Origin of the sequence: Streptomyces sp. ISL-100 (assembly GCF_018614615.1) — a bacterium.
Lineage (GTDB): Bacteria > Actinomycetota > Actinomycetes > Streptomycetales > Streptomycetaceae > Streptomyces.
This window is the reverse complement of record NZ_JAGGOK010000049.1, coordinates 127196-149379: the sequence shown is the minus strand read 5'-3', so window position 1 is coordinate 149379 and position 22184 is coordinate 127196. Positions and strand designations below refer to the sequence as shown.

The 22184-nt window shown below is 70.6% G+C and carries 17 protein-coding genes; 3 read left to right on the top strand and 14 right to left on the bottom strand.

Translation table 11 applies throughout. The features are described 5' to 3' along the window. Window positions 1-9: 9 nt before the first annotated feature. The 10 genes from J7E89_RS21985 to J7E89_RS21940 all read right to left on the bottom strand — a co-directional run bounded on the left by J7E89_RS21985 (window position 10) and on the right by J7E89_RS21940 (window position 14538). Window positions 10-642, bottom strand: a complete 633-nt coding sequence (locus J7E89_RS21985; protein ID WP_251060887.1) for a TetR/AcrR family transcriptional regulator — start codon at window positions 640-642, stop codon at window positions 10-12. Then, on the bottom strand, window positions 630-1370 hold the full coding sequence (locus tag J7E89_RS21980; RefSeq protein ID WP_214976067.1) for an enoyl-CoA hydratase family protein: 741 nt from the start codon (window positions 1368-1370) through the stop codon (window positions 630-632). Before J7E89_RS21980 ends, J7E89_RS21985 begins: the two co-directional genes overlap by 13 nt. Next, window positions 1367-2953: a 4-coumarate--CoA ligase family protein gene (locus J7E89_RS21975; RefSeq protein WP_214976066.1), complete on the bottom strand. Its 1587-nt coding sequence runs from the start codon at window positions 2951-2953 to the stop codon at window positions 1367-1369. The genes J7E89_RS21980 and J7E89_RS21975 overlap by 4 nt, the downstream gene beginning before the upstream one ends. Before the next feature lie 44 nt (window positions 2954-2997). Then, the gene (locus J7E89_RS21970; protein WP_214976065.1) at window positions 2998-4161 is read right to left on the bottom strand and encodes an acyl-CoA dehydrogenase family protein; all 1164 of its coding nucleotides are present in this window, start codon (window positions 4159-4161) and stop codon (window positions 2998-3000) included. Beyond that, window positions 4158-6146 carry a biotin carboxylase N-terminal domain-containing protein gene (locus J7E89_RS21965; protein ID WP_214976064.1) on the bottom strand — a complete coding sequence of 663 codons (1989 nt, stop codon included), beginning with the start codon at window positions 6144-6146 and terminating at the stop codon, window positions 4158-4160. Before J7E89_RS21965 ends, J7E89_RS21970 begins: the two co-directional genes overlap by 4 nt. An 11-nt stretch (window positions 6147-6157) precedes the next feature. Continuing rightward, window positions 6158-7759, bottom strand: a complete 1602-nt coding sequence (locus J7E89_RS21960; protein WP_214976063.1) for an acyl-CoA carboxylase subunit beta — start codon at window positions 7757-7759, stop codon at window positions 6158-6160. Window positions 7760-7973: 214 nt separating this feature from the next. Beyond that, window positions 7974-9596: an acyclic terpene utilization AtuA family protein gene (locus tag J7E89_RS21955; protein WP_214976113.1), complete on the bottom strand. Its 1623-nt coding sequence runs from the start codon at window positions 9594-9596 to the stop codon at window positions 7974-7976. Between the two features lie 71 nt (window positions 9597-9667). Then, window positions 9668-10495 carry a TIGR03084 family metal-binding protein gene (locus J7E89_RS21950; RefSeq protein ID WP_214976062.1) on the bottom strand — a complete coding sequence of 276 codons (828 nt, stop codon included), beginning with the start codon at window positions 10493-10495 and terminating at the stop codon, window positions 9668-9670. A 104-nt stretch (window positions 10496-10599) separates the two neighbouring features. Next, the gene (locus J7E89_RS21945) at window positions 10600-11580 is read right to left on the bottom strand and encodes a DMT family transporter (RefSeq protein ID WP_214976061.1); all 981 of its coding nucleotides are present in this window, start codon (window positions 11578-11580) and stop codon (window positions 10600-10602) included. 63 nt (window positions 11581-11643) lie between these two features. After that, window positions 11644-14538 carry an FAD-binding and (Fe-S)-binding domain-containing protein gene (locus J7E89_RS21940; protein ID WP_214976060.1) on the bottom strand — a complete coding sequence of 965 codons (2895 nt, stop codon included), beginning with the start codon at window positions 14536-14538 and terminating at the stop codon, window positions 11644-11646. A 354-nt stretch (window positions 14539-14892) separates the two neighbouring features. On the opposite strand from J7E89_RS21940, the gene serC reads away from it, so the two are divergent. Continuing rightward, window positions 14893-16011, top strand: coding sequence for a phosphoserine transaminase (serC, locus tag J7E89_RS21935; protein WP_214976059.1), 1119 nt, complete (start codon window positions 14893-14895; stop codon window positions 16009-16011). Between the two features lie 292 nt (window positions 16012-16303). Continuing rightward, window positions 16304-16981, top strand: a complete 678-nt coding sequence (locus J7E89_RS21930; protein ID WP_214976058.1) for a DUF4360 domain-containing protein — start codon at window positions 16304-16306, stop codon at window positions 16979-16981. 71 nt (window positions 16982-17052) lie between these two features. Here the strand turns inward: J7E89_RS21930 and J7E89_RS21925 are convergent, their stop codons facing one another. Then, the gene (locus tag J7E89_RS21925) at window positions 17053-17904 is read right to left on the bottom strand and encodes an ABC transporter permease (protein WP_214976057.1); all 852 of its coding nucleotides are present in this window, start codon (window positions 17902-17904) and stop codon (window positions 17053-17055) included. Beyond that, window positions 17901-18929 (bottom strand): ATP-binding cassette domain-containing protein, encoded by a 1029-nt coding sequence (locus J7E89_RS21920; RefSeq protein ID WP_214976056.1) that lies wholly within the window; start codon window positions 18927-18929, stop codon window positions 17901-17903. The genes J7E89_RS21925 and J7E89_RS21920 overlap by 4 nt, the downstream gene beginning before the upstream one ends. 95 nt (window positions 18930-19024) lie before the next feature. On the opposite strand from J7E89_RS21920, the gene J7E89_RS21915 reads away from it, so the two are divergent. Next, window positions 19025-19819 (top strand): TetR/AcrR family transcriptional regulator C-terminal domain-containing protein, encoded by a 795-nt coding sequence (locus J7E89_RS21915; RefSeq protein ID WP_214976055.1) that lies wholly within the window; start codon window positions 19025-19027, stop codon window positions 19817-19819. 13 nt (window positions 19820-19832) lie between these two features. On the opposite strand, the gene J7E89_RS21910 is transcribed toward J7E89_RS21915, so the two are convergent. Then, a complete protein-coding gene (locus J7E89_RS21910; RefSeq protein ID WP_214976054.1) occupies window positions 19833-20384 on the bottom strand; it encodes a hypothetical protein in 552 nt (183 codons plus the stop codon). Between the two features lie 347 nt (window positions 20385-20731). Beyond that, the gene (locus J7E89_RS21905) at window positions 20732-22021 is read right to left on the bottom strand and encodes an ATP-binding protein (RefSeq protein WP_214976053.1); all 1290 of its coding nucleotides are present in this window, start codon (window positions 22019-22021) and stop codon (window positions 20732-20734) included. Between the last annotated feature and the right edge of the window lie 163 nt (window positions 22022-22184).

Below are 22184 nucleotides of genomic sequence, written 5' to 3'. Positions count from 1 at the left end.
TCCCGTGCGTCAGTCCAGTGCGTCGTCGAGCAGCGCTGCCCACTGGGCGACGACGCGGTCGCGGCGCGACGCGTCGTCGGTGAGGAGGTTGGCGAGGCCGAGGCCACGGGCCATGTCGAGGACGCCCTGGACGGTCTCGCGTACGCCGGGTACCGATTCGTCGGCGCCGAGGAGTTCCACGGCGATGCGGTGGGTCTCACGGCCGACGCGGGCTTCGAGTTCGGTGACGCGGGCGCCCAGCTGGTCCTCGTTGGAGGCGGCGACCCACAGGTGCAGGGCGGCCCGGAAAAGCGGTCCCGTGTAGAGGTCGACGAGTGCGCTGACGACAGCCGCTCGGTTGGTGGCGCCGTGTGGGAACAGTGCGCGCAGTGCCGTGGAACGTTCCTCGGCGACGTACTCGACGGCCGCTGTGAAGAGGTCTTCCCGGGTCGGGAAGTGGTGCTGGGCGGCGCCCCGTGAGACGCCGGCCCGTTCCGCGACGACAGACACCGTGGAGCCCGCCCAGCCGCGGTCGGCCAGGCAGGACACGGCGGCCTCCAGCAGGCGCTGCCTGGTGGCCCGGGAGCGGTCCTGCTTGGGGGCTTTGCCGGTGGCCGGTGCCGAGCCTGCGGCTGGTGTCGGGGTCGGGGTCACAGCACCCATGCGGGGTCCCGTCGTTCGAGGAATGCCGTCACGCCTTCGGCCGCCTCCCGTGAGGCGAAGAGGTGCGCGGACCGCTCGACGAGCGTGTCCGTGTCCCGGTCGAAAGCTGCCAGCACTGTAGCCGTGACCAGGCGCTTGGACTCGGCCAGGCCTTGCGGGGAGGCTCTGCGCAGCCCGTCCAGCACCGGCGCGAGTGCCTCGTCCACGTCACGGTGGCCGGACGCGACGGTGATCAGCCCGATACGGGCGGCCTCGGCCGCGTCGAACCGTTCCCCGGTGAGGTAGTAGCGGGCGGCGGCGCGCGGGTCCAGGCGCGGCAGCAGTGGCATCGAGATGACGGCGGGGGCCAGCCCGAGGCGGGACTCGGTGAACGCGAAGCTCGCGCCGGGCCCCGCCGCCGAGATGTCGCAGGCGCCGAGCAGACCGAGGCCGCCCGCCCGCACGTGTCCCCGCACCCGCGCCACGACCGGCTTGGGCAGTTCGACGACGGATCGCAGGAGGGCGACGAAGGCCGCCGGGTCCGGCGGCGACTTGAGGTCGGCTCCCGCGCAGAAGGTGGTCCCTGTGTGGGTGAGTTGTACGGCCCGTACGGAGGGGTCCTTCGCGCACGCGGACAGGGCGTCGCCCAGCTCACCGACGAGCCGCGCGGACAGCGCGTTGCGGTTCGCCGGTGAGTCGAGGGTCAGGGTGGTGATCCCGCGTTCGTGTGCGGCCGGTACCAGGGTCATGCACGCTCCCCTTCACGTTCGCGCAGTGCGCGCAGTTCGCGCCGGAGGATCTTTCCGGAGGCCGCCCTGGGGACGCTTGCGATGAAGACGACGCTGCGGACCTTCTTGTACGGGGCGACGCGTTCGGCGACGTACGCCATCACGTCGTCCTCGGTGAGGCGCGCGGATGGTTGCGGGACGACGTACGCCATGGGTACTTCGTTGCGGTCCTCGTCGTACACGCCGATGACCGCCGCGTCCGCGATGGCTTCGTGGGTGAGCAGGAGCGCTTCGAGTTCGGCCGGTGCGACCTGGAAGCCCTTGTACTTGATGAGTTCCTTCACCCGGTCCACGACGAACAGCCAGCCGTCCGCGTCGGCCCTTCCGATGTCACCGGTGTGCACCCATCCGTCGGCGTCGATCATCTCGGCGGTGGCGTCGGGACGGCCGAGGTAGCCCTTCATCACCTGGGGGCCGCGGATCGCGATTTCGCCCTCCTCTCCGACGCCGACGTCGCTGCTGGGGTCGTCGAGGCAGAGGATGCGCATTTCCGTTCCCGGGAGCAGCTTTCCGACCGTTCCCGGGGGCGGGTTCGGTGCGTTCCGGGGAACGACGTGTGTGCCGGGCGACAGTTCCGTCATGCCGTACGCCTGGAGGACGGGTGGCAGACCGAGGCGGTGCGAGCAGGCCTGCGCGAGAGCGGCGTCGAGCGGGGCGGCGGCGCTGACGATGTACTCCAGGCCGGACAGGTCGTACTTCGCGACGGCGGGGTGCTTGGCGAGGGCCAGGACGATCGGCGGGGCGACGTACAAGCCGTTGATGCGGTGTTTCTCGATCGCGCCGAGGAACTGGTCGAGGTCGAAGCGCGGAAGTACGACGACCGTCGCACCATTGCGCAGGGGTGCGTTCATGAGAGCGGTCAAACCGTAGATGTGAAAGAACGGAAGGACCGCCAAGATGCGGTCGCCGGGGCCCATGGGGATGAAGGGGTCCAGCTGCGCCAGGTTGGTGGCGATGCTGCGGTGCGTCAGCATCACGCCCTTGGGAACGCCTGTGGTGCCCGACGAATACGGGAGCGCCGCGATGTCCTCGCACGGGTCGATGGTGAGCTGCGGTTCCGGTGCGGTCGAGGCGAGCATGTCGAGGATGGAGCGGTGTCCCTCGGCGCTGTCGCAGACGAAGATTTCCTCGATTCCGCCGACGAGTTCGGCGGCCCTGCGCGCGACGCCCAGGAGCGGCGAGATCGTCACGATCCAGCGGGCGGAGGAGTCGGCGAGCTGCTTGGCGAACTCCTCCGCCGTGGACAGCGGGTGGATGGTCGTGACGGAGGCTCCGGCGCGCGTGGCGGCGTAAAAGACCACCGGGTAGGCGATGGTGTTGGGGCTGTGCAGGGCGAGTACGTCGCCCTGCCGCAGGCCCGCGTCGGCGAGTGCGGCGGCGATGCGCCGGTGGAAGACGTCCAGTTGGCTGTACGTGATCGTGTCGCCGTTCGTCCCGTCGATCAGGGCGGGCGTCTCGCCGTACTCGGCGGCCCTCCCCAGCACGGCCTCGTGGATGGGCAGTTCGACGGGCTCTATGGGTGTGTACTCGCTCTGGAACGCCATGACGGTCCCCTCCACGGTATGAGTGGTGGCCAGAATCGCGCGTCCTAGTACGACTTGGGGAGACCCAGGGACTGGTGAGAGACGAAGTTCAGAATCATTTCGCGGCTGACGGGCGCGATACGGGCCACCCGGGCGGCGGTGATGAGTGACGCGAGGCCGTATTCGCGGGTGAGTCCGTTGCCGCCGAGGGTGTGGACGGCCTGGTCGACGGCCTTCACGCATGCCTCGGCGGCGGCGTACTTCGCCATGTTGGCGGCCTCCCCCGCACCGAGGTCGTCGCCCTCGTCGTAGAGGCTGGCCGCCTTCTGCATCATCAGGCGGGCCAGTTCGATTTCGATGTGGGCTTGGGCCAGGGGATGGGCGATGGCCTGGTGGGCGCCGATGGGGGCCTTCCAGACGGTGCGGTCCTTGGCGTACTCGACGGCCCTGTTGATGGCGTAGCGACCCATGCCGAGGGCGAAGGCGGCAGTCATGACGCGCTCGGGGTTGAGGCCGGCGAAGAGCTGGAGGAGGCCCGCGTCCTCGTCGCCGACGAGGGCTTCGGCGGGCAGCCGCACGTCGTCCAGGACCAGCTCGAACTGCTTCTCCGGCGCCTGGAGTTCCATGTCGATCTGTGAGCGCCGGAAGCCAGGGGCATCGCGGGGGACGATGAACAGGCACGGCTTGAGGCTGCCCGTCCTGGCGTCCTCCGTGCGGCCGACGATGAGGGTCGCGTCGGCGATGTCGACGCCGGAGATGAAGACCTTGCGTCCTGTGAGCAGCCAGTCCGCGCCGTCGCGGCGGGCTGTGGTGGTGATCCGGTGGGAGTTCGATCCGGCGTCGGGCTCGGTGATGCCGAAGGCCATGGTGAGGCTTCCGTCGGCGAGGCCCGGCAGCCAGGCGGCCTTCTGTCCGTCCGTACCGAAGCGCGCGATGACGGTGCCGCAGATGGCGGGCGAGACGACCATCATGAGGAGCGGACAGCCGGCCGCGCCCAGCTCCTCCAGCACAATGGACAGCTCCGCCATCCCGCCACCCCCTCCGCCGTACTCCTTGGGCAGGTTCACACCCAGGTAGCCGAGCTTGGCAGCCTCCGCCCAGAGCGTGTCGGGGTGCCGTCCTTCGCGTACGACGGTGGTCATGTAGTCGCGTCCGTAGCGCTTGCCGAGAGCGGCGACGGCCGCTCGGAGCGCCTGGTGTTCTTCGGTCTCTGCAACGGCGGTGCTCATGACTGCTGTTCCTCCTGAGACTCTTCGCCAGACCCTTCGGCCTGTACGACGGCGAGCAGGGCGCCGACCTCGACCTGGCGGCCGGGGGCGGCGTGGAGCGCGGTGAGCGTGCCGGAGGCGGGAGAGGAGATACGGTGCTCCATCTTCATGGCCTCCAGCCAGAGCAGGGGCTGCCCGGCGGTGACGTGCGCACCCTCCACGAGCCCTTCGCCGACGCGGACAACGGTCCCGGGCATGGGTGCGAGCAGGGACCCCGGCACGGCACTGGTTGTGGGGTCACGGAAGCGGGGAAGGGCGGTGAGGGTGTACGAGCCGCCGGTGAACGTGTCGACGTACGTACGGCCGGAGGTGTGCGCGGCGATCTGGAAGTGCCGTAGTACACCGTCGATTTCGAGGGTCACGTGATCGGCCCGTACGTCGTGCACGCGAACGCCCGGAGTGCCTTCCGGGGTGAAGCCGTTTCGGGTGGCCCGGTAGCGGATCTCGTGCTCCGTCCCGTCGGGCTCGGCCCGGTAGGTCTTCACCTGCGGCTGGGACGCCACGTTGCGCCAGCCGCCGAGGCGGGCCGTCGTCGTCGTTCCCGTGTCCTGCCGCGCGGCGGCGTCGGCGAGGGCCGCGGCGAGCGCGGCGAGCGTCCCTTCCGACGAGTCCACGAAAGCCGCTGTGAGCGCGTCCAGGTGCCGGTCGTAGAACCCTGTGTCGAGCCGCCCGGCCGCGAAGTCCGGGTGCCGCAGCGAGCGTACGAGCAGGTCCCTGTTGGTCACCGGTCCGTGGATACGGGCCCGCTCAAGGGCGTGGGCGAGCTTGCGTACGGCTTCGGCGCGGGTGGGCGCGTGGGCGATCACTTTGGCCAGCATCGGGTCGTAGTGCACTCCTACGGCGTCCCCGGCGGCGTACCCGCTGTCGAGCCGCAGACCGGGGCTCTCCGCGACGCTCAGGGCGTGCAGGGTGCCTGTCTGGGGCTGCCAGTCACGGGACGGGTCCTCGGCGTAGAGGCGGGCTTCCACCGCGTGGCCTGAAGGGGCTGGTGGTTCCGGCGGCAGGGCCTCGCCCTCGGCGACGCGCAGCTGGAGCGCCACCAGGTCGATGCCGAACACCGCTTCCGTCACGGGATGCTCGACCTGGAGGCGGGTGTTCATCTCCAGGAAGTACGGGCGTCCCTCGGCCGAGACCAGGAACTCGACCGTTCCCGCGCCCCGGTAGTCCACCGCCTTTGCCGCCGCCACCGCGGCATCGTGCAGCGTCGTACGAAGGGTGTCGTCCAAGCCGGGTGCGGGGGCCTCTTCCATGACCTTCTGGTGCCGGCGCTGGAGCGAGCAGTCACGGGTGCCGAGCGCCCACACCGTGCCGTGTGCGTCGGCCATCACCTGGACCTCGACGTGGCGGCCGCGTTCGACGTACGGCTCGGCGAAGACCTCCCCGTCGCCGAAGGCGGACCGCGCTTCCGCGGTGGCCGCTGTCAGCTCACCGGGGAGCGCCGCGAGATCGCGTACGACACGCATGCCCCTGCCGCCGCCGCCCGCCGCCGCCTTGAGCAGGAGGGGGAGGTCTGCGTCGGTGGCCCTGTCGGGGCCCACGGGGGCCAGGAGGGGCACGCCGGAGGCCGCCATGAGTTCCTTGGCGCGCGTCTTGGAGGCCATGGCGTCGATCGCCGCCGGCGGCGGGCCGATCCACACCAGACCGGCGTCCAGTACGGCGCGGGCGAACTCGGCGTTCTCGGAGAGGAATCCGTACCCGGGATGCACCGCGTCGGCGCCGGCCGCCAGGGCGGCCTTCACAACGAGATCGCCGCGCAGGTACGTGTCGGCCGGGGCCGTTCCCGGGAGGCGTACCGCAGCGTCCGCGGAACGCGCGTGAAGCGCACCCGCGTCCGCGTCGGAGTACACGGCCACCGTGGTGATGCCCAGGTGTGCGCACGTACGGAAGACGCGGCAGGCGATCTCGCCACGGTTGGCCACGAGGACTGAGGAAATCGTCGAACTCATCGGGAGGCCCTTCACATCCGGAAGACGCCGAAGCCGCCACGCGCGCCCTCGACCGGTGCCGTGTGGATCGCGGACAGGCACAGACCCAGCACGGTCCTGGTGTCGCGCGGGTCGATGACCCCGTCGTCGTACAGCCGCCCCGACAGGAACGTCGGCAGGGACTCCGACTCGATCTGCTGCTCGACCATGGCGCGCAGGGCGGCGTCGGCCTCGTCGTCATACGGCTGTCCCTTCACGGCAGCGGATGCGCGGGCGACGATCGAGAGCACGCCGGCCAGTTGCTGCGGGCCCATTACGGCGGACTTGGAGCTCGGCCAGGCGAAGAGGAAGCGGGGGTCGTAGGCGCGGCCGCACATGCCGTAGTGACCGGCTCCGTATGACGCGCCCATGAGGATGGAGAGGTGCGGGACTTTGGAGTTCGAGACCGCGTTGATCATCATCGCGCCGTGCTTGATGATGCCGCCCTGCTCGTACTCCTTGCCGACCATGTAGCCGGTGGTGTTGTGGAGGAAGAGGAGCGGGATGTCGCGTTGGTTCGCCAGCTGGATGAACTGGGCGGCCTTCTGGGACTCCGCGCTGAACAGCACGCCCTGTGCGTTGGCGAGGATGCCTACGGGGTGGCCGTGGAGGCGGGCCCATCCGGTGACCAGGCTGGGGCCGTACAGCGGCTTGAACTCGTCGAAGTCCGAGGCGTCGACTATGCGGGCGATCACTTCGCGCGGGTCGAAGGGGACCTTGAGGTCGCCGGGGACTATGCCGGCGAGCTCGTCCTCGTCGTACTTGGGCGGTTCGGCGGGAGTGGCTGGGTCGGCCTGCGCCTTGCGCCAGTTGAGGCGGGCCACGACGCGGCGGGCCTGGCGCAGGGCGTCGTGCTCGTCGAGGGCGAAGTAGTCGGCGAGGCCGGAGGTACGGGCGTGCATTTCGGCGCCGCCCAGGGATTCGTCGTCCGACTCCTCGCCGGTGGCCATCTTGACGAGGGGTGGGCCACCCAGGAAGACCTTCGACTGCTTTTTGATCATGATGGTGTGGTCGGACATTCCGGGGATGTACGCCCCGCCGGCGGTGGAGTTGCCGAAGACGACCGCGATGGTGGGGATCCCCGCCGCTGAGAGGCGGGTGATGTCACGGAAGAGGGCTCCGCCGGGGATGAAGATCTCTTTTTGGGAGGGGAGGTCCGCGCCGCCGGACTCGACGAGGCTGATGCAGGGGAGCCGGTTCGCGTACGCGATCTCATTCGCCCGCAGGGCCTTTTTGAGGGTCCAGGGGTTGGAGGCGCCGCCGCGGACCGTGGGGTCGGTGGCGGTGATCAGGCATTCGATGCCCTCTACGACGCCGATGCCGGTGACCATGGATGCGCCTACTGCGTAGTCGGTGCCCCATGCGGCCAGGGGTGACAGTTCCAGGAACGGGGTGTCGGGGTCGAGCAGCAGCTCGATGCGCTCGCGGGCGAGCAGCTTGCCGCGCTTGCGGTGGCGGGCTACGTATTTTTCGCCGCCGCCGGCGAGGGCTTTGGCGTGCTCGGCGTCGAGGTCGGCCAGTTTGGCGAGCATGGCGGCGCGGTTGGCGGCGTAGTCGGGGGCGTGGGGGTCCAGTGCGGTGGGGAGCACAGTCACTGGGGCACCGCCGGGGTGGTGGCTGTGGGTGCGGGCACCGGGGCGGGTGCGGGTGCGGCTGCGGTCGCCGGTGCGGGTGCGGGTGCGGGTGCGGGTGCGGGTGCGGCTGCGGGTGCCTGCGGCGCTCTTCCCCTACCCGCCCCTTCCCGAACTGGGGCTCCGCCCCAGACCCCGGTCCTCAAACGCCGGACGGGCTGGAAGTGGTGGGCAGGCTTCACAGGAGTACCTCCGGGATGTCTATGTGCCGGGAGCGCAGCCACTCGCCCAAGGCCTTCGCCTGGGGGTCGAAGCGGGACTGGGACGCGACGCCCTCGCCCAGCAGGCCCTCGACGACGAAATTCAGCGCGCGCAGGTTCGGCAGGACGTGGCGCGTCACCGGGAGCGGTGCGGTCTCCGGGAGGAGGGCTCGGAAGCGGTCCACCGTGAGTGCGTGGGCGAGCCACCGCCACTCCTCGTCCGACCGCACCCATACGCCCACGTTCGCGTCCCCGCCCTTGTCCCCGCTGCGCGCGCCCGCGACAGCGCCGAGCGGGGCCCTGCGTGTCGGACCCGTCAGTGCGGGCGGCAGCTCAGCGGAACTCACCGGCTCAAGTGCTCGCGTGCGTACGGGATGTCGCACCTTCACGCGCTCTCCCCCCGGCAGCACAGCGACGTGCTCCACGTCCTCCGGGTCGACGTACACCGTCTCGAAGACTCCGTACGGCGCGCCCTTCCCGGGTGGCGCCGTCACGTGGAAGCCCGGGTAGCTGCCGAGCGCGAGCTCGATCGCCGCTCCGCTGATCACGCGGCCGACGTTCGCCGGATCGGGGTCCCGCACGACCAGCCGCAACAGCGCGCTGGCGCGTTCCTGTGTGTCCGCGTCCGGCCGGTCCGTGCGCACGAGTTCCCAGCGGACCTCCGCCGGGCGGCGCTTGGCCGCCGACAGCGCTTCCTCCACCTGGGCGCGCACCAGCGCGGCCTTCGCCTCGATGTCCAGGCCGGTCAGTACGAACCCGATCTCGTTGCGCCACCCGCCGACCCGGGTCAGCCCCGCCTTGAGGGTGGGTGGTGGGGCCTCTCCGCGTACGCCCGAGATCCGCACCCTGTCAGGGCCTTCCTGCGTGAGGCGGACGGTGTCCAGGCGTGCTGTGACGTCAGGACCGGCGTACCGGGGCGCGCCCGTTTCGTAGAGGAGCTGCGCGGTGACCGTTCCCGTGTCGACGTAACCGCCCGTTCCCTGGTGCTTCGTTATGACCGAAGAGCCGTCGGAATGGATCTCTGCGAGGGGGAAACCGGGGTGCCTTACGTCGCGTCGTTCGTCGAGGAACGCGTAGTTGCCGGCCGTCGCCTGCGTTCCGCACTCCAGCACATGCCCCGCCGCCACCGCCCCCGCCAACCGGTCGTACTCCTCGGGACCCCACCCGAACCACCACGCCGCCGGTCCCGTGACGAGTGCCGCGTCCGTGACGCGCCCCGTCACCACCACGTCCGCGCCCGCTCCCAGGCACTGCGCGATCCCGCCGCCGCCCAGGTAGGCGTTCGCGGTGAGCGCTCCCTGCGGCAGCGGCAGGCTGTCGCCCTCCACGTGCGCGACGCGCACGGGTACGCCGACCCGGCCGGCGAGTTCCCGTACGGCGTCGGCGAGCGCTCCGGGGTTCAGTCCGCCCGCGTTCGCGACGATCCGCACCCCGCGCTCCTGCGCGTGGCCGAGGTTCTCCTCCAGTTGCCGCAGGAAGGTCTTCGCGTACCCGAGCCGTGGGTCCTTCAGGCGGTCGCGTCCGAGGATCAGCATGGTCAGTTCGGCGAGATAGTCCCCGGTGAGTACGTCGAGTTCGCCGCCGGTGAGCATCTCCCTCATGGCGTCGAAGCGGTCGCCGTAGAAGCCCGAAGCGTTCCCAATGCGCAATGGCCGGCGTCCGTGCGGCGAAGTCACCTCTCTCCCCCGTCGAGCTTCGGCTCGCGCCCCGCCCCCGCCGGCCCGGCGAACGCCTGCGCGATGTCCAGCCAGCGGTCGGCGTCGGCGCCCTCTGCGCGTACGGCGAGATCGTCACGGTGGGCCCGCTGCGTCACCAGCAGGCAGAAGTCGAGCGCCGGCCCGGTCACCCGCTGCCGGGCGTCCTCGGGCCCGTACGCCCACAGTCCGGACTCGCCGCCATACCCGTGCCCGGGCCCGTCCGGCGGGGTCAGCTCCACCCGGAACTCCTCGGCGGGCGGCGTCAGCCCCCGTACCGCGAAGGCGTAGTCGCGTGCCCGCACTCCGATCCGCGCCACGTGCCGCAGCCGCGCCGTCGGTTCGCGTCGTACGCCCACCGCGTCCGCGATGTCCTGCCCGTGCGCCCAGGTCTCCATCAGCCGCCCGGTCGCCATCGAAGCGGCGCTCATCGGCGGCCCGTACCAGGGGAACTTCACCCCGTCCGGCGCCGCTCGCAGCGCGCGCTGAAGCTGTTCGCGCCCGTCCCGCCACCACGCCAGCAGCTCGTCGACGGGCAGCGCGGCCCCCGCCTCGGCGCCGTCGTCGACGAAGCGCTCGGGGGCGGCCAGCGCCTCCCGCGCCTCCGCCGCGAAGCCCTCGGGGTCGGTGACGGACAGCAGCGCCGCCGTGTCCGTCCAGGCGAGGTGGGCGATCTGGTGGGCGACGGTCCAGCGTGGCGCGGGCGTGGCGAGCGACCATTGCTTCTCGCTCATGGCCCCGACCAGCTGGTCGAGTTCGTCCCCTTCGGCACGGAGATCGTCGAGCACGGCTGCCTGATCGGACACGGTGCGCTCCCCTCGGGGTAGGGCGGTGTGTCCCGGAGCATGGCAGCCCCTCCAGAAACAAGCAAGCATGCTTGCATTATTTGCCGGACGGAGTTACCTCGGAATCAAGCGACCGACTCCGACCGCTCCCGACGCCCCTGCCGCGACTGACTCCGTACCGCGCCCATGCTCGCCCCGATGACCAGCGCGATCGCCAACGCGTCGCTCGTGGACAGCGCTTGGTGCAGCACCAGGAACCCGGCCACCGCCGCAATGGCCGGCTCCAGACTCATCAGTACGGCGAAGGTAGCGGCCGGCAGCCGGCGAAGCGCCAGCAGCTCCAGCGTGTACGGCAGTACGGACGACATGAGCGCGACCGCCACACCCAGCGCCACCGTGCGCGGCTCCAGCAGCCCGCTGCCCGCCTCCGCGAACCCGACCGGCATGCTGATCAGCGCCGCGACCGCCATCGCGAGCGCCAGCCCATCAGCCTGCGGGAACCTGCGCCCGGTCCGCGCGCTGAAGAGGATGTACGCCGCCCAGCAGCCGCCGGCGGCGACCGCGTACGCCGCGCCGACCGGATCCAGCCGGTCGAAACCGCCCCCACTGAGCAGCGCCACCCCGCCGAGCGCGAGCGCGGCCCATACGACGCTCATGGCGCGGCGGGACGCGAACACGGAGAGCGCGAGCGGGCCGAGCACCTCAAGGGTCACCGCCACGCCGAGCGGGATACGTTCCAGCGCCTGGTAGAAAAGGCCGTTCATGCCCGCCATGGCGAGACCGAAGACGGCGATGGTCCCCCAGTCGGCGCGTGCGTACCCGCGCACCCGCGGCCGGCACACGACCAGCAGGATCACGGCCGCGACGGCGAGGCGCAGGGCGACGACACCGGCCGCTCCCGTGCTCGGCATGATCGTGACCGCGACAGCGGACCCGAACTGCACGGACAGCCCACCGGCCACCACCATCGCCACCGGCCCGAGCCGGGCCCCCAGACGCCCTCCGGTGCCCTCAGTGGGGGCGGGCGCGGGGAGGGCGCCGGATATCGACGGAGCGGCGTCAGGGGCGGGCGCGTGGCCGGGGGCGGCGGAGGTGGGCTGATCCATACGCTCCACGGTAAGTGGACCAGTACCGTTTCCTGCCCACGCCCCTTACGGAGGTGGCGGGGATTACACAGCCTTCCGATCTCCCTCCGCCGGCTCCTGCGCCGGCTCCTGCGCCAGCCCGTCCGCCAGTACCTCCGCCAGGTGCCTCGCTCGGCGGCCCGCCAGTTGTTCCAGCTGCGTACGGCAGGAGAAGCCGTCGGCCAGGAGCTCCGTTCCCGGGGTGGCGTCGCGCACCGACGGGAGCAGCTGTTCCTCCGCGCAGGCGACCGATACGTCGTAGTGGCCGCGCTCGAAACCGAAGTTTCCGGCGAGGCCGCAGCAGCCGCCGCTCAGTGCGCCGGTGAGGCCGGCCTTCTCCCGTAGCCGCCGTTCCGCCGCGTCGCCCAGTACGGCGTGCTGGTGGCAGTGCGTCTGGCCCACGACCTGACGGTCGATCCGGGGTGGCTGCCAGTGCGGGGCGTACTCCTCCAGTACCTGCGCGAAGGTGCGTACCGAGGAAGCGAGAGTGGCCGCTCTCGGGTCGTCCGGCAGGAGCTCGGGGAGGTCCGCTTTGAGCGCGGCCGCGCAGCTCGGTTCCAGGACTACGACGGGCAGTCCGGCGGCGCGTTCCATGCCGTCCAGGGTGTGGCGCATAACCGCGCGGGCCCTGTCGAGCTGTCCTGTCGAGACGTACGTCAGGCCGCAGCACAGCTGCCCGGGTGGCATCGCGACCCGCAGACCGGCCGCTTCCAGTACGCGCACCGCCGCTCGGCCGACGTCCGGGCAGAGGTGGTTGGTGAACGTGTCGGGCCACAGGACGACGGTCGGGGCCCCGGACCGCGGCGGTCGTTCACGCCCTCCCCTGTTCCGCGCTCGCCACCAGCTCCTGAAGGTGCTCGGTGCGGGGGTGGGCAGGTCGCGTTCCGGTGCGATGCCGCCCAGGCGCTTCACGAGAGCGGCCAACGGGCGTACCCGGGAAGCGAGCCCGAGCACACGCGAGAACGGAGCCGCCGCACGCAGCCACACGGGAAGCCAGCCCATCGCGTAGTGCGCCGCGGGGCGCACGCGGCCCTTGTAGTAGTGGTGCAGGAATTCCGCCTTGTACGTCGCCATGTCGACGCCCACCGGACAGTCGCTCCTGCATCCCTTGCACGACAGGCACAGGTCGAGGGCGTCCCTCACTTCCCCGGAACGCCAGCCGTCCGTGACGACCTCTCCGGCGAGCATTTCGTGCAGCAGACGCGCGCGCCCGCGCGTGGAGTGCTGTTCGTCTCCGGTGGCGCGGAAAGAGGGGCACATGACGCCGGCTCCCGACGCCGCCTCGGTGCGGCACTTCGCGACGCCCACACAGCGGCGTACCGCGGCCGAGAAATCGCCCCCGTCCTGCGGGTAGGCGAAGGTGACGTCGACAGGCTGCTTGGGGAGCACCGCGAAGCGGAGGTTCTCGTCCAGCCGGGCGGGGCGGGCGAGCATGCCGGGGTTCATTCCGCCGGCAGGGTCCCACACGTCCTTGAAGCGGCCGAAGAGTGCGACGAGTTCGTTCCCGTACATCTTCGGAAGCAGTTCGGCGCGCGCCTGTCCGTCGCCGTGTTCGCCGGACAGCGAGCCGCCGTGCGCGACGACGAGTTCCGCCTGTTCCTCGGAGAACGCACGAAAGCGGCGTACGCCCGTCTCGCTGAGCAGGTCGAAGTCGATACGGACATGAATGCAGCCGTCGCCGAAGTGGCCGTAGGGCGTGCCGCGCAGGCCGTGCTCGGCGAGCAGGGACCTGAAGTCCCGCAGGTAAGCGCCGAGCCGGGCGGGCGGTACGGCGCAGTCCTCCCAGCCCGGCCAGGCCTCGCTCCCGTCGGGCATCCGGGTCGCCGTACCGCTGGCGTCCTCGCGGATGCGCCACAGGGCGCGCTGTCCGGCCGCGTCCGTGACGACCGTTCCGTCGAGCGCCTGGGCGGCCTTCAACAGGCGCTCCGCGCGGGAGAGGGCTTCGGCCGGCGTATCCCCGCCCATCTCCACGAACAGCCAGCCGGAGCCGCGCGGGAGCAGCGTCCGTTCCTTCTCGGGAACGAGGTCTTCGGCCATCCCTTCCACGGTGAGAGGGCCGTAAGGAAGGAGTGCGGGAGCGGCCTCGGCAGCGGCGCTCTCACCGGCGTACCCGAGAACGGCGAGTGCGCGTGCACGGGGCGCTTCCACCAGGCGTACGGTCGCCTCGCTCACCACCCCGAGCGTGCCCTCGCTTCCGCAGAAAGCACGGGCGAGATTCACGCCGTTCTCGGGAAGCAGCGCGTCGAGTGCGTATCCCGAGATGCGGCGCGGCAGTTCGGGGAATCCGGTGCGCAGGAGCGCCAGGTTGCCGTTCACGAGTGCGCGCAGTCCTTCGGGTGCGTCGCTCTGCCAGCCCTGTCCGAGGCGCAGCACGTCGCCGCCGTAACGGACGACCGACAGGTCGTAAATGTTGTCGGCCGTCGTTCCCCACGCCACCGAGTGGGAGCCGCACGAGTTGTTCCCGATCATGCCGCCGAGCGTGCAGCGGCTGTGCGTGGACGGGTCGGGCCCGAAGGTCAGCCCGTACGCCCCCGCCGCGGCCCGCAGGTCGTCGAGGACGACGCCCGGCTGAACCACGGCCGTACGGACGTCGGGATCCAGGTCGGTGATGGCGCGCATGTGGCGGGTGAAGTCGAGGACGACGCCCGTGCCGGTCGCCTGGCCGGCGATCGACGTGCCGCCGCCGCGCGGCACGACGGGCACGCCGTGTGCCCGGCAGACGGCGAGCGCGGCGGCCACGTCGGCGGCGTCGTAGGGGGCGACGACGCCGAGCGGCACGCGCCGGTAATTGGAGGCGTCCATCGTCATCAGGGCGCGCGCCGCCGCGTCGAAGGCGACCTCCCCGCGCACGGCACCGCGCAGGCCGCGCGCCAGCGCCGCTGTGTCATTCCTGGGCCGCGCTTTGCCGTGCCTGTCCCGCCCGTTCCGCTGCTCAGCCATGCGCTCAAGGATGCCGATGACTCACTACTCCCGGCGAGGGCGCAGACGCGCGCTCGGGCTCGGTACGCCGAACGGGTGAAGCTCGGCGCAGCAGCAACAGGGCCGGGGGTTGCCTGCGGCGCATTTCCCCTACCCGCCCCTTCCCGAACCGGGGCTCCGCCCCAGACCCCGCTCCTCAAACGCCGGAGGGGCTGAAAGGTGCGGCATGGTGCGAAGGTGCGGCATGGCGTGAAGGTGCAGCATGACGTGCAGCGCCCCAGGCAGGGAGGTTTCGCATCTCACGTGCCGGAGCGCGCGTCTCACTCGCCGGACGCGCACCTCCAGGACCTCCACGGACCGGATACGCTCCGGAGCGTGGCTGAGATCCAGATTCCCGCTGACATGAAGCCCGCCGACGGCCGTTTCGGCGCGGGCCCCTCCAAGGTGCGTACGGAGGCGCTGGACGCCCTGGCCGCGACCGGCACCTCCCTCCTCGGTACGTCCCACCGCCAGGCCCCGGTCAAGAACCTGGTCGGCTCGGTGCGTGACGGCGTACGCGACCTCTTCCAGCTCCCCGAGGGCTACGAGGTGATCCTGGGCAACGGCGGTTCCACCGCCTTCTGGGACATCGCGACCCACGGCCTGATCGAGCAGAAGTCCCAGCACCTGAACTTCGGCGAGTTCTCGTCGAAGTTCGCGAAGGCCGCCAAACTGGCGCCCTGGCTGGACGACCCGACCGTCATCGCCTCCGACCCCGGCACACACCCGGACCCGCAGGCCGAGGCGGGCGTCGACGTGTACGCGTTCACGCACAACGAGACCTCGACCGGTGTCGCGGCCCCGGTCAAGCGAGTCGAGGGCGCCGACGCCGGCTCCCTCGTCGTGGTCGACGCCACGTCCGGCGCGGGCGGCCTCCCGGTCGACATCGCCGAGACCGACGTCTACTACTTCGCCCCGCAGAAGTCCTTCGCCTCCGACGGCGGCCTGTGGATCGCGGTCTTCTCCCCCGCCGCCCTGGAGCGCGCCGCGCGCGTCCACGCGTCCGGCCGCCACATCCCGGAGTTCTTCAGCCTGCCCACGGCTATCGACAACTCCCTCAAGAACCAGACGTACAACACCCCGGCGCTCGCGACCCTCTTCCTGCTGAACAACCAGCTTGAGTGGATCAACACGCAGGGCGGCCTCGACTGGTCGACCCGCCGCACCGCGACCTCCGCGGGCAACCTGTACGGCTGGGCCGACGAGTCGAAGTACGCGACGCCGTTCGTCACGGACCCGGCGAAGCGCTCGCAGGTCATCGGCACGATCGACTTCTCCGACGAGATCGACGCCACGGCGGTCGCCAAGGCGCTGCGCGCGAACGGCATCGTCGACACCGAGCCGTACCGCAAGCTGGGCCGCAACCAGCTGCGCGTGGCGATGTTCCCGGCGATCGACCCCGCCGACGTCCAGGCCCTGACGGCCTGCATCGACTACGTGATCGAGAAGCTGTAGCAGTTCGCTGTGTGACACGCAGGCACGTGTGAGGGGCCCGTCCGACACCGTCGCGACACCGTCGGACGGGCCCCTCACACGTGCGCTTCCATACCCTCGCTTTCCGGTTTCCGCGCTCGGCCGATAACCGCCCTATCCAGGTTCCGCCCCGCTGCCTACAGTCCGAAGGGTTCCGGCGCTTTGAACACCGGCCGGCACCGCTTGAATGTTTGACATGTGCACGCCACATGCCACACGCGACAGTTCCTTCGGTTGGACCCCCCAAGTTCGCCCGACGACCGATCGGAGCACCATGCCCAGACACACACCTTCACACCGAGCGTTACTCGTCGGCGGTGCGGCCGCCGCGCTGCTCGCCTCCACCCTGTTCGCACACAGCGCCTCCGCGGCCACGGACGGCGGGATCGTCGCTCCGCCCGACAAAATCGTCATAGAGGTCGCGACCGTCAACGGATCGGGCTGCCGCCAGGGAACGGCCGCCGTCGCCGTCTCCCCGGACAACACGGCCTTCACCGTTACGTACAGCGACTACCTCGCCCAAGTGGGCGTGGGCGCGAAGCCGACCGACTTCCGCAAGAACTGCCAGCTCAACCTCATCGTGCACGTCCCGCACGGCTTCACCTACGCCGTCGCCAGCGCCGACTACCGCGGCTACGCCCGCCTCCAGGCGGGCGCCACCGCCGTCCAGAAAGCGTCGTACTACTTCCAGGGCTCGCCCGACACGGCGTCCAGGACCCACCCGTACACCGGGCCGTACGACAACAACTGGCAGGCGACCGACGAAACCGACTGGGGCCAGCTGGTCTGGGCGCCCTGCGGGGTGAAGCGAAACTTCAACATCAACACCGAGCTGCGCGTCAGCGCGGGCACCTCCGACCCGACGAAGACGAACAGCTTCATCGCCATGGACTCGACGGACGGCGAGATCAAGACCATCTACCGGCTCGCCTGGAAGGAGTGCCCGGCGTAGCCACGGCGGGGTGGGCCCGCCCCCCTCCCGGGCCCACCCCCACTTCCCGCATGCCTAAGCGAAGCAGCGCCTCAGCGACTCAACGCCTGGAACCGCCGCACAGCCAGCGGCAGGAACACCGCCGTGATCACGACCGGCCAGACCACCGCCATCAGCACCGCGTTCTCCTCGATCCACGTGCCACCGCTCACCGGCTGCCCGAACAGCTCGCGCGTCGCCGTGACCGTCGACGAGACGGGATTCCAGGCCGCGACCGGCCCCAGCCAGCTCGGCATCAGGGACGGCGCCACGAAGATGCTGGAGATCATCGTCAGCGGGAAGGCCACCGCGTAGAGCCCGCCGGCCGCCTCCGCGTTGGGGAGGAGCAGCCCCAGCCAGACCCCCACCCAGATCAGGCTGAGGCGCAGCAGCAGAAGCAGCGCGAAGGCCCCCACGGCGGCGAGTACGCCGCCCTCCGCCTCCCAGCCGATGAGCAGCGCCGTCACCGCCAGGATCGTCAACTCGGCACAGGCGACGAGCAGATCGGACACGCCTCGCCCCGACGCCACCGCCGACGGCGCCATCGGCATGGAGCGGAACCGGTCGATGACGCCCTTCGAGGCATCGTTGACCACGGCCATCGTCGTACCCATGAACCCGAAGGCCATGGTGGAGGCGAACATGCCGGGCATCAGGAACTCCCGGTAGTCCCCGCCGCCGGGCACCGCCATCGCCTCGCCGAAGACGAACCCGTACAGCAGCACGGAGATGATGGGGAAGCCGAGCTGCCAGATGATGGCGACGGGCTGGCGCTGATAGTGGGTGAGGCTGCGCCTGGTTACGTTCCAGCAGTCGGCCAGCGCCCAGTACAGCCGTCGCTCGGGTCCCGTCAGGGACACATCCGCAGTACTTGCGGTAATCGCAGTTCCAGCAGTGCCACTCATGCCGCTGCTGCCTCCAGTTCCGCACGGTGTCCGGTCAAGCGCATGAACACGTCGTCGAGGCTCGGCCTGCGCAGTCCGATGTCCTCCACCGCGATCCCCTCGTCCTGAAGGGTCCGCGCCACCTCCGTCAGAGCCGCCACCCGGTCGCCGACCTGAGCGTGCACCCGCAGCGCCGCGCCGTCCGTCTCCGGTTCGGTCTCCGAGACCCGCGCGATCACCTTCGCGGCGACCGCGAGGTCCGCCGCCTGTGCGACGACGACTTCGATACGGTCGCCGCCGACCCGGTTCTTCAGGCCGTCCGGGGTGTCGTCGGCGATGGCCCGCCCGCGGTCGATGACGGTGATGTGCGAGGCGAGCTTGTCGGCCTCGTCCAGGTACTGGGTCGTCAGCAGTACGGTCGTACCGCCGGCCACCAAGGCCCGTACCGCATCCCACACTTCGCCCCGCCCGCGCGGATCGAGCCCGGTCGTCGGCTCGTCGAGGAAGAGCACCTGCGGGGCGAGGATCATCGACGCGGCGAGGTCGAGCCGGCGCCGCATCCCGCCGCTGTACGCGCCCACGCCCTTGTCCGCCGCCTCGACCAGGTCGAACTGCTCCAGCAGTTCACCGGCACGCACCCTCGCGTGCTTCCCGCCCAGGTGAAAGAGGCGGCCGAACATTTCGAGATTCTGCCGCCCGGTCAGCACCTCGTCGACGGCGGCGTACTGGCCGGTGAGGCCGATCCGGCGGCGTACGAGCCGGGGATCGCGGGTCACGTCCACGCCCGCGACCTCCGCTCGGCCGCCGTCGAACTTGAGCAGGGTGGCGAAAACGCGCACGGCGGTCGTCTTGCCCGCGCCGTTGGGGCCGAGCAGGCCGTGGACGGTGCCGGCGCGGACGGCGAGATCGAAGCCGTCGAGGGCGAGCTTGTGGGCGCCGCTCTTGGCTCCCTTCGCTCCCCTCGCTCCCTTCGCTCCCCTCGCTCCCTTTTCGGCGTACCTCTTCCGGATTCCTTCCGCCCGAACGGCGTATTCGGTGGCACTCACAAGGGGCTCCCCTTCCCGTTCACAACGTAACTGAGTACGGCGTACTCTGATGAGAGTATGCCGTACTCAGTTTCTGTCCAGGAGATTAGGGTGCCATGAAGAAGACGACCGGGACCGGCGAAACGAGCAGCGGCAGCGGCGACATCGGCCGCAGCCTCGAACTCCTCTGGGGTACGGGCGACCGCCCCAGCCGCGGCCCCAAGCCCGGCCTGACGCTGGATCGCATCGTCGCGGCTGCCGTAGCGATCGCGGACGCCGAGGGCATGGACGCCGTATCGATGCGCCGCCTGTCCACCGACCTCGGGACCGGCACCATGTCGCTGTACCGCTACGTACCGGGGAAAGCCGAGCTGCTCGACCTGATGCTCGACCGCGTACAGGGCGAGCCGCTCGACTCCATCGACGCCCGAGAGCCGGTGGACTGGCAGACGGCCGTCGAGTCCATGGCCCGCACGCATCTCGATCTCCTGCGGCGCCACCCATGGCTGCTCAAGATCAACCAGGCGCGTACGATCCTCGGCCCGAGCGCCGTGCGCGGCCTCGAAGTGTCGCTGGCCGCGCTCAAGGGCATGGGGCTACGGGACGCCGAACTGATCTCGGTGATCATCACGGTGCAGAGCTTCGTCATCGGAATCGCCCGCATGGAGGCCCAGTCCGCGGAGGCGGCCAAGGAGACGGGCCTGAGTCACGAAGACTTCTGGGAGGGCCAGCGGCCGTACCTCGAAAGGGCCATGGCGAGCGGCGAGTACCCGCTGATGGCCGCACTCGCCGAGGACTCGTTCTCCACCGACTTCGACCACTTCGACTTCGGCCTGCGCCGACTGATCGCCGGCTTCGAAGCCTTGGTTACGGAACGGGCGGAACGCGCGGAACGCGCGAACGGGAAGTGACGGACCCCCGCCGTCAAGGCGTGCCGGGCGCCACGGCCGGCTCCTGCCCCTCGTCCCGCTGCGCCACCCGCGCGTTCATGATCAGCACCACGCCCGCAGCCAGCATCCACAGCGCCATCAGCAATGGCGTCGCCCAGGCACTGAACGGCCCGCCCAGCGACAGCACCGCCACCACGAATCCGAACCACCCGAGCCACCCCGGCACGGCCCGCGACTCGCGCGACACGCGCCAGACGGCGAACAGCAGCACCGCCGCGCCGACCATCGCCGCGATCGTCGCGCCGTACGCCACGTCCAGGAGCAGGATCGCGATGAGCGCCGTCTCGGGCCGGACGGGGAACACATCGGAGGCGTCCGCCGTGATCGCAAAGATGTTCCCGGCGATGGCCGCGACAAGGAGGAACACGGTGAACACGGTGCCACCCACCAGTACAAGGTGCGAGCGGTTGCCTGCCAGGCGTGACAGGGCTACCAGGAAGACCATGAACAGCAGGCCCGCGGCCAGCAGCATCGGGGCCGACGTTTGCGCCAGCGCCTGATTGCTGTCCTTCCCGTAGAAGGACACGACTTCCTCGATCGCGTCCCGCTTGGTCGTGTCAGGTGTACGCGTCCACAGGATGTGTCCGGCGATCAGCAGCCCTGCGGCGACCAGCGCGGCGATCCCTGGCCACAGGTCTCGGTGAGGGGCAGGTTCCGGATGAGAAGCGAAAGGGGATGGGCTTTGTACGCTCTGCGACGCCATGATCGTGGCCTCCCACGTGACGTGAGCATCCCCGAGCCGTCTGTCCCATTTTGTCACCACGGGCCACTGACGCACGCGGGACCGCAGATGCCCGTGGGACCACAGATGCCCGTGGGACCGCACACGCGCGCGGACCGCACACCCGCGCGCGAGCGCCGGCCCGCGCACCGTCAAAACCGTGCGTGAGCCGTGATGTCCGCGTCGAACTGGTCGATCATCGCGGGCGTCACAGTCGGCCGGCACTGCGCGATGGCCGCCAGATAGTCGTCCGTACTCGCGCCGAGTGCGAGCGGATCGCCCGTACCGGCTCCGATCTCCTCCAGATCGCGCTCGAACGCGGCCTGCGCGGCGATACGGGCAGCGTGCTCGATGTCGGCGGGCGTGAAGAGCTCAGTCGCCTCCACCAGCCGTGCCACGTCCACATCCGCCCGGCCGTCTGTGTAACGGGCCCAGATCGCGGCCCGCGCCGCCGCGTCCGGCGTACCGATCGGGATCAGATAGTCGAACCTGCCGGGCCGCAGGAACGCCGGGTCCAGCGACCGAATGGAGTTGGTGGCGCACACCAGCAGCCGCTCGTCGCCCTCCCGGAAGCCCGGTATGAGCTTGAGCAGCTCATTGGTGACTCCGTGCATCCCGCCGGGCTGGGCGGGCTCGGTCCTTACGGGAGCGATCTCCTCGACCTCGTCGATGAACACGAGCACGCGTTCAAGCTCAGCGATACGGGCGAACGCGTCGCGCAGCGCCGCAGCCAGGTTGCCCTCGTCGGCCAGCCTCGACGGCAGCAGCTCGACGAACGGCCACCCGAGCTTGGAAGCGATGCCTCTCGCGAACGTCGTTTTGCCGGTCCCGGGAGGCCCGAAAAGAGCCACCGCGCGCGGCGGCCGGACCCCGTGCCGGGCGGCAAGCTCCGGCTGCGCGAGCGGCAGTACGACGCGCCGCTCGATCAGGTCCTTCTCCGCCTCCATGCCGGCCACCTTGGCCCAGAGGTCGCTGGGCAGGAAGCGCCCGCCGAGATCCTCCAGGAGGCTGGCGGACGGCCCGTGGAGCGGCTCGACCTTCTCGAAGTACGCGACGGCGGGCCGGCGCGTGTATCCCGCGTTGAGCAGCCCCTCGCCGAGCAGATCCTCCTCGGGCAGTACGTACGCGATGCGCCCCACCCGGGCGGCGACGAGCCGCCGCTCAAGCTCCACCAGGAGCGCGCTGGCCAGGCCCCGGCCGCGCCACGCCGAGGAGATCGCGATACGCATCACCCAGGCACGCTCGCCGGCCACGCACGCGAGCGCCGCGCCGATGGGAACGCCCTGGTGCACGGCGACGACGGCGGGCTGCCGTGAGGTGAGCGCACCGATGCACTCGGCGAGCGAGAAGACGGACTCCTGCCCGAGCTCGGCCGTGGTGTCGATCAGGTGGACCACTGCCGCGAGATCGCTCTCGCGGTAGTCGTGGATGAGCCAGTTCACCGATACCGCCCCTCGTAGGTGCTGGTGCTGTTCCGGTGAGGCTAGGGGCGACGGTGCGACGGGTCCTGCGCCACTGTGCACAATCCAGGGCGGGAAGTCAGACGATCCGTAGGTAGCGTAAAAAACCGATGGCCCCCCGCCCGCTTTCGCGGGACGGAAGGCC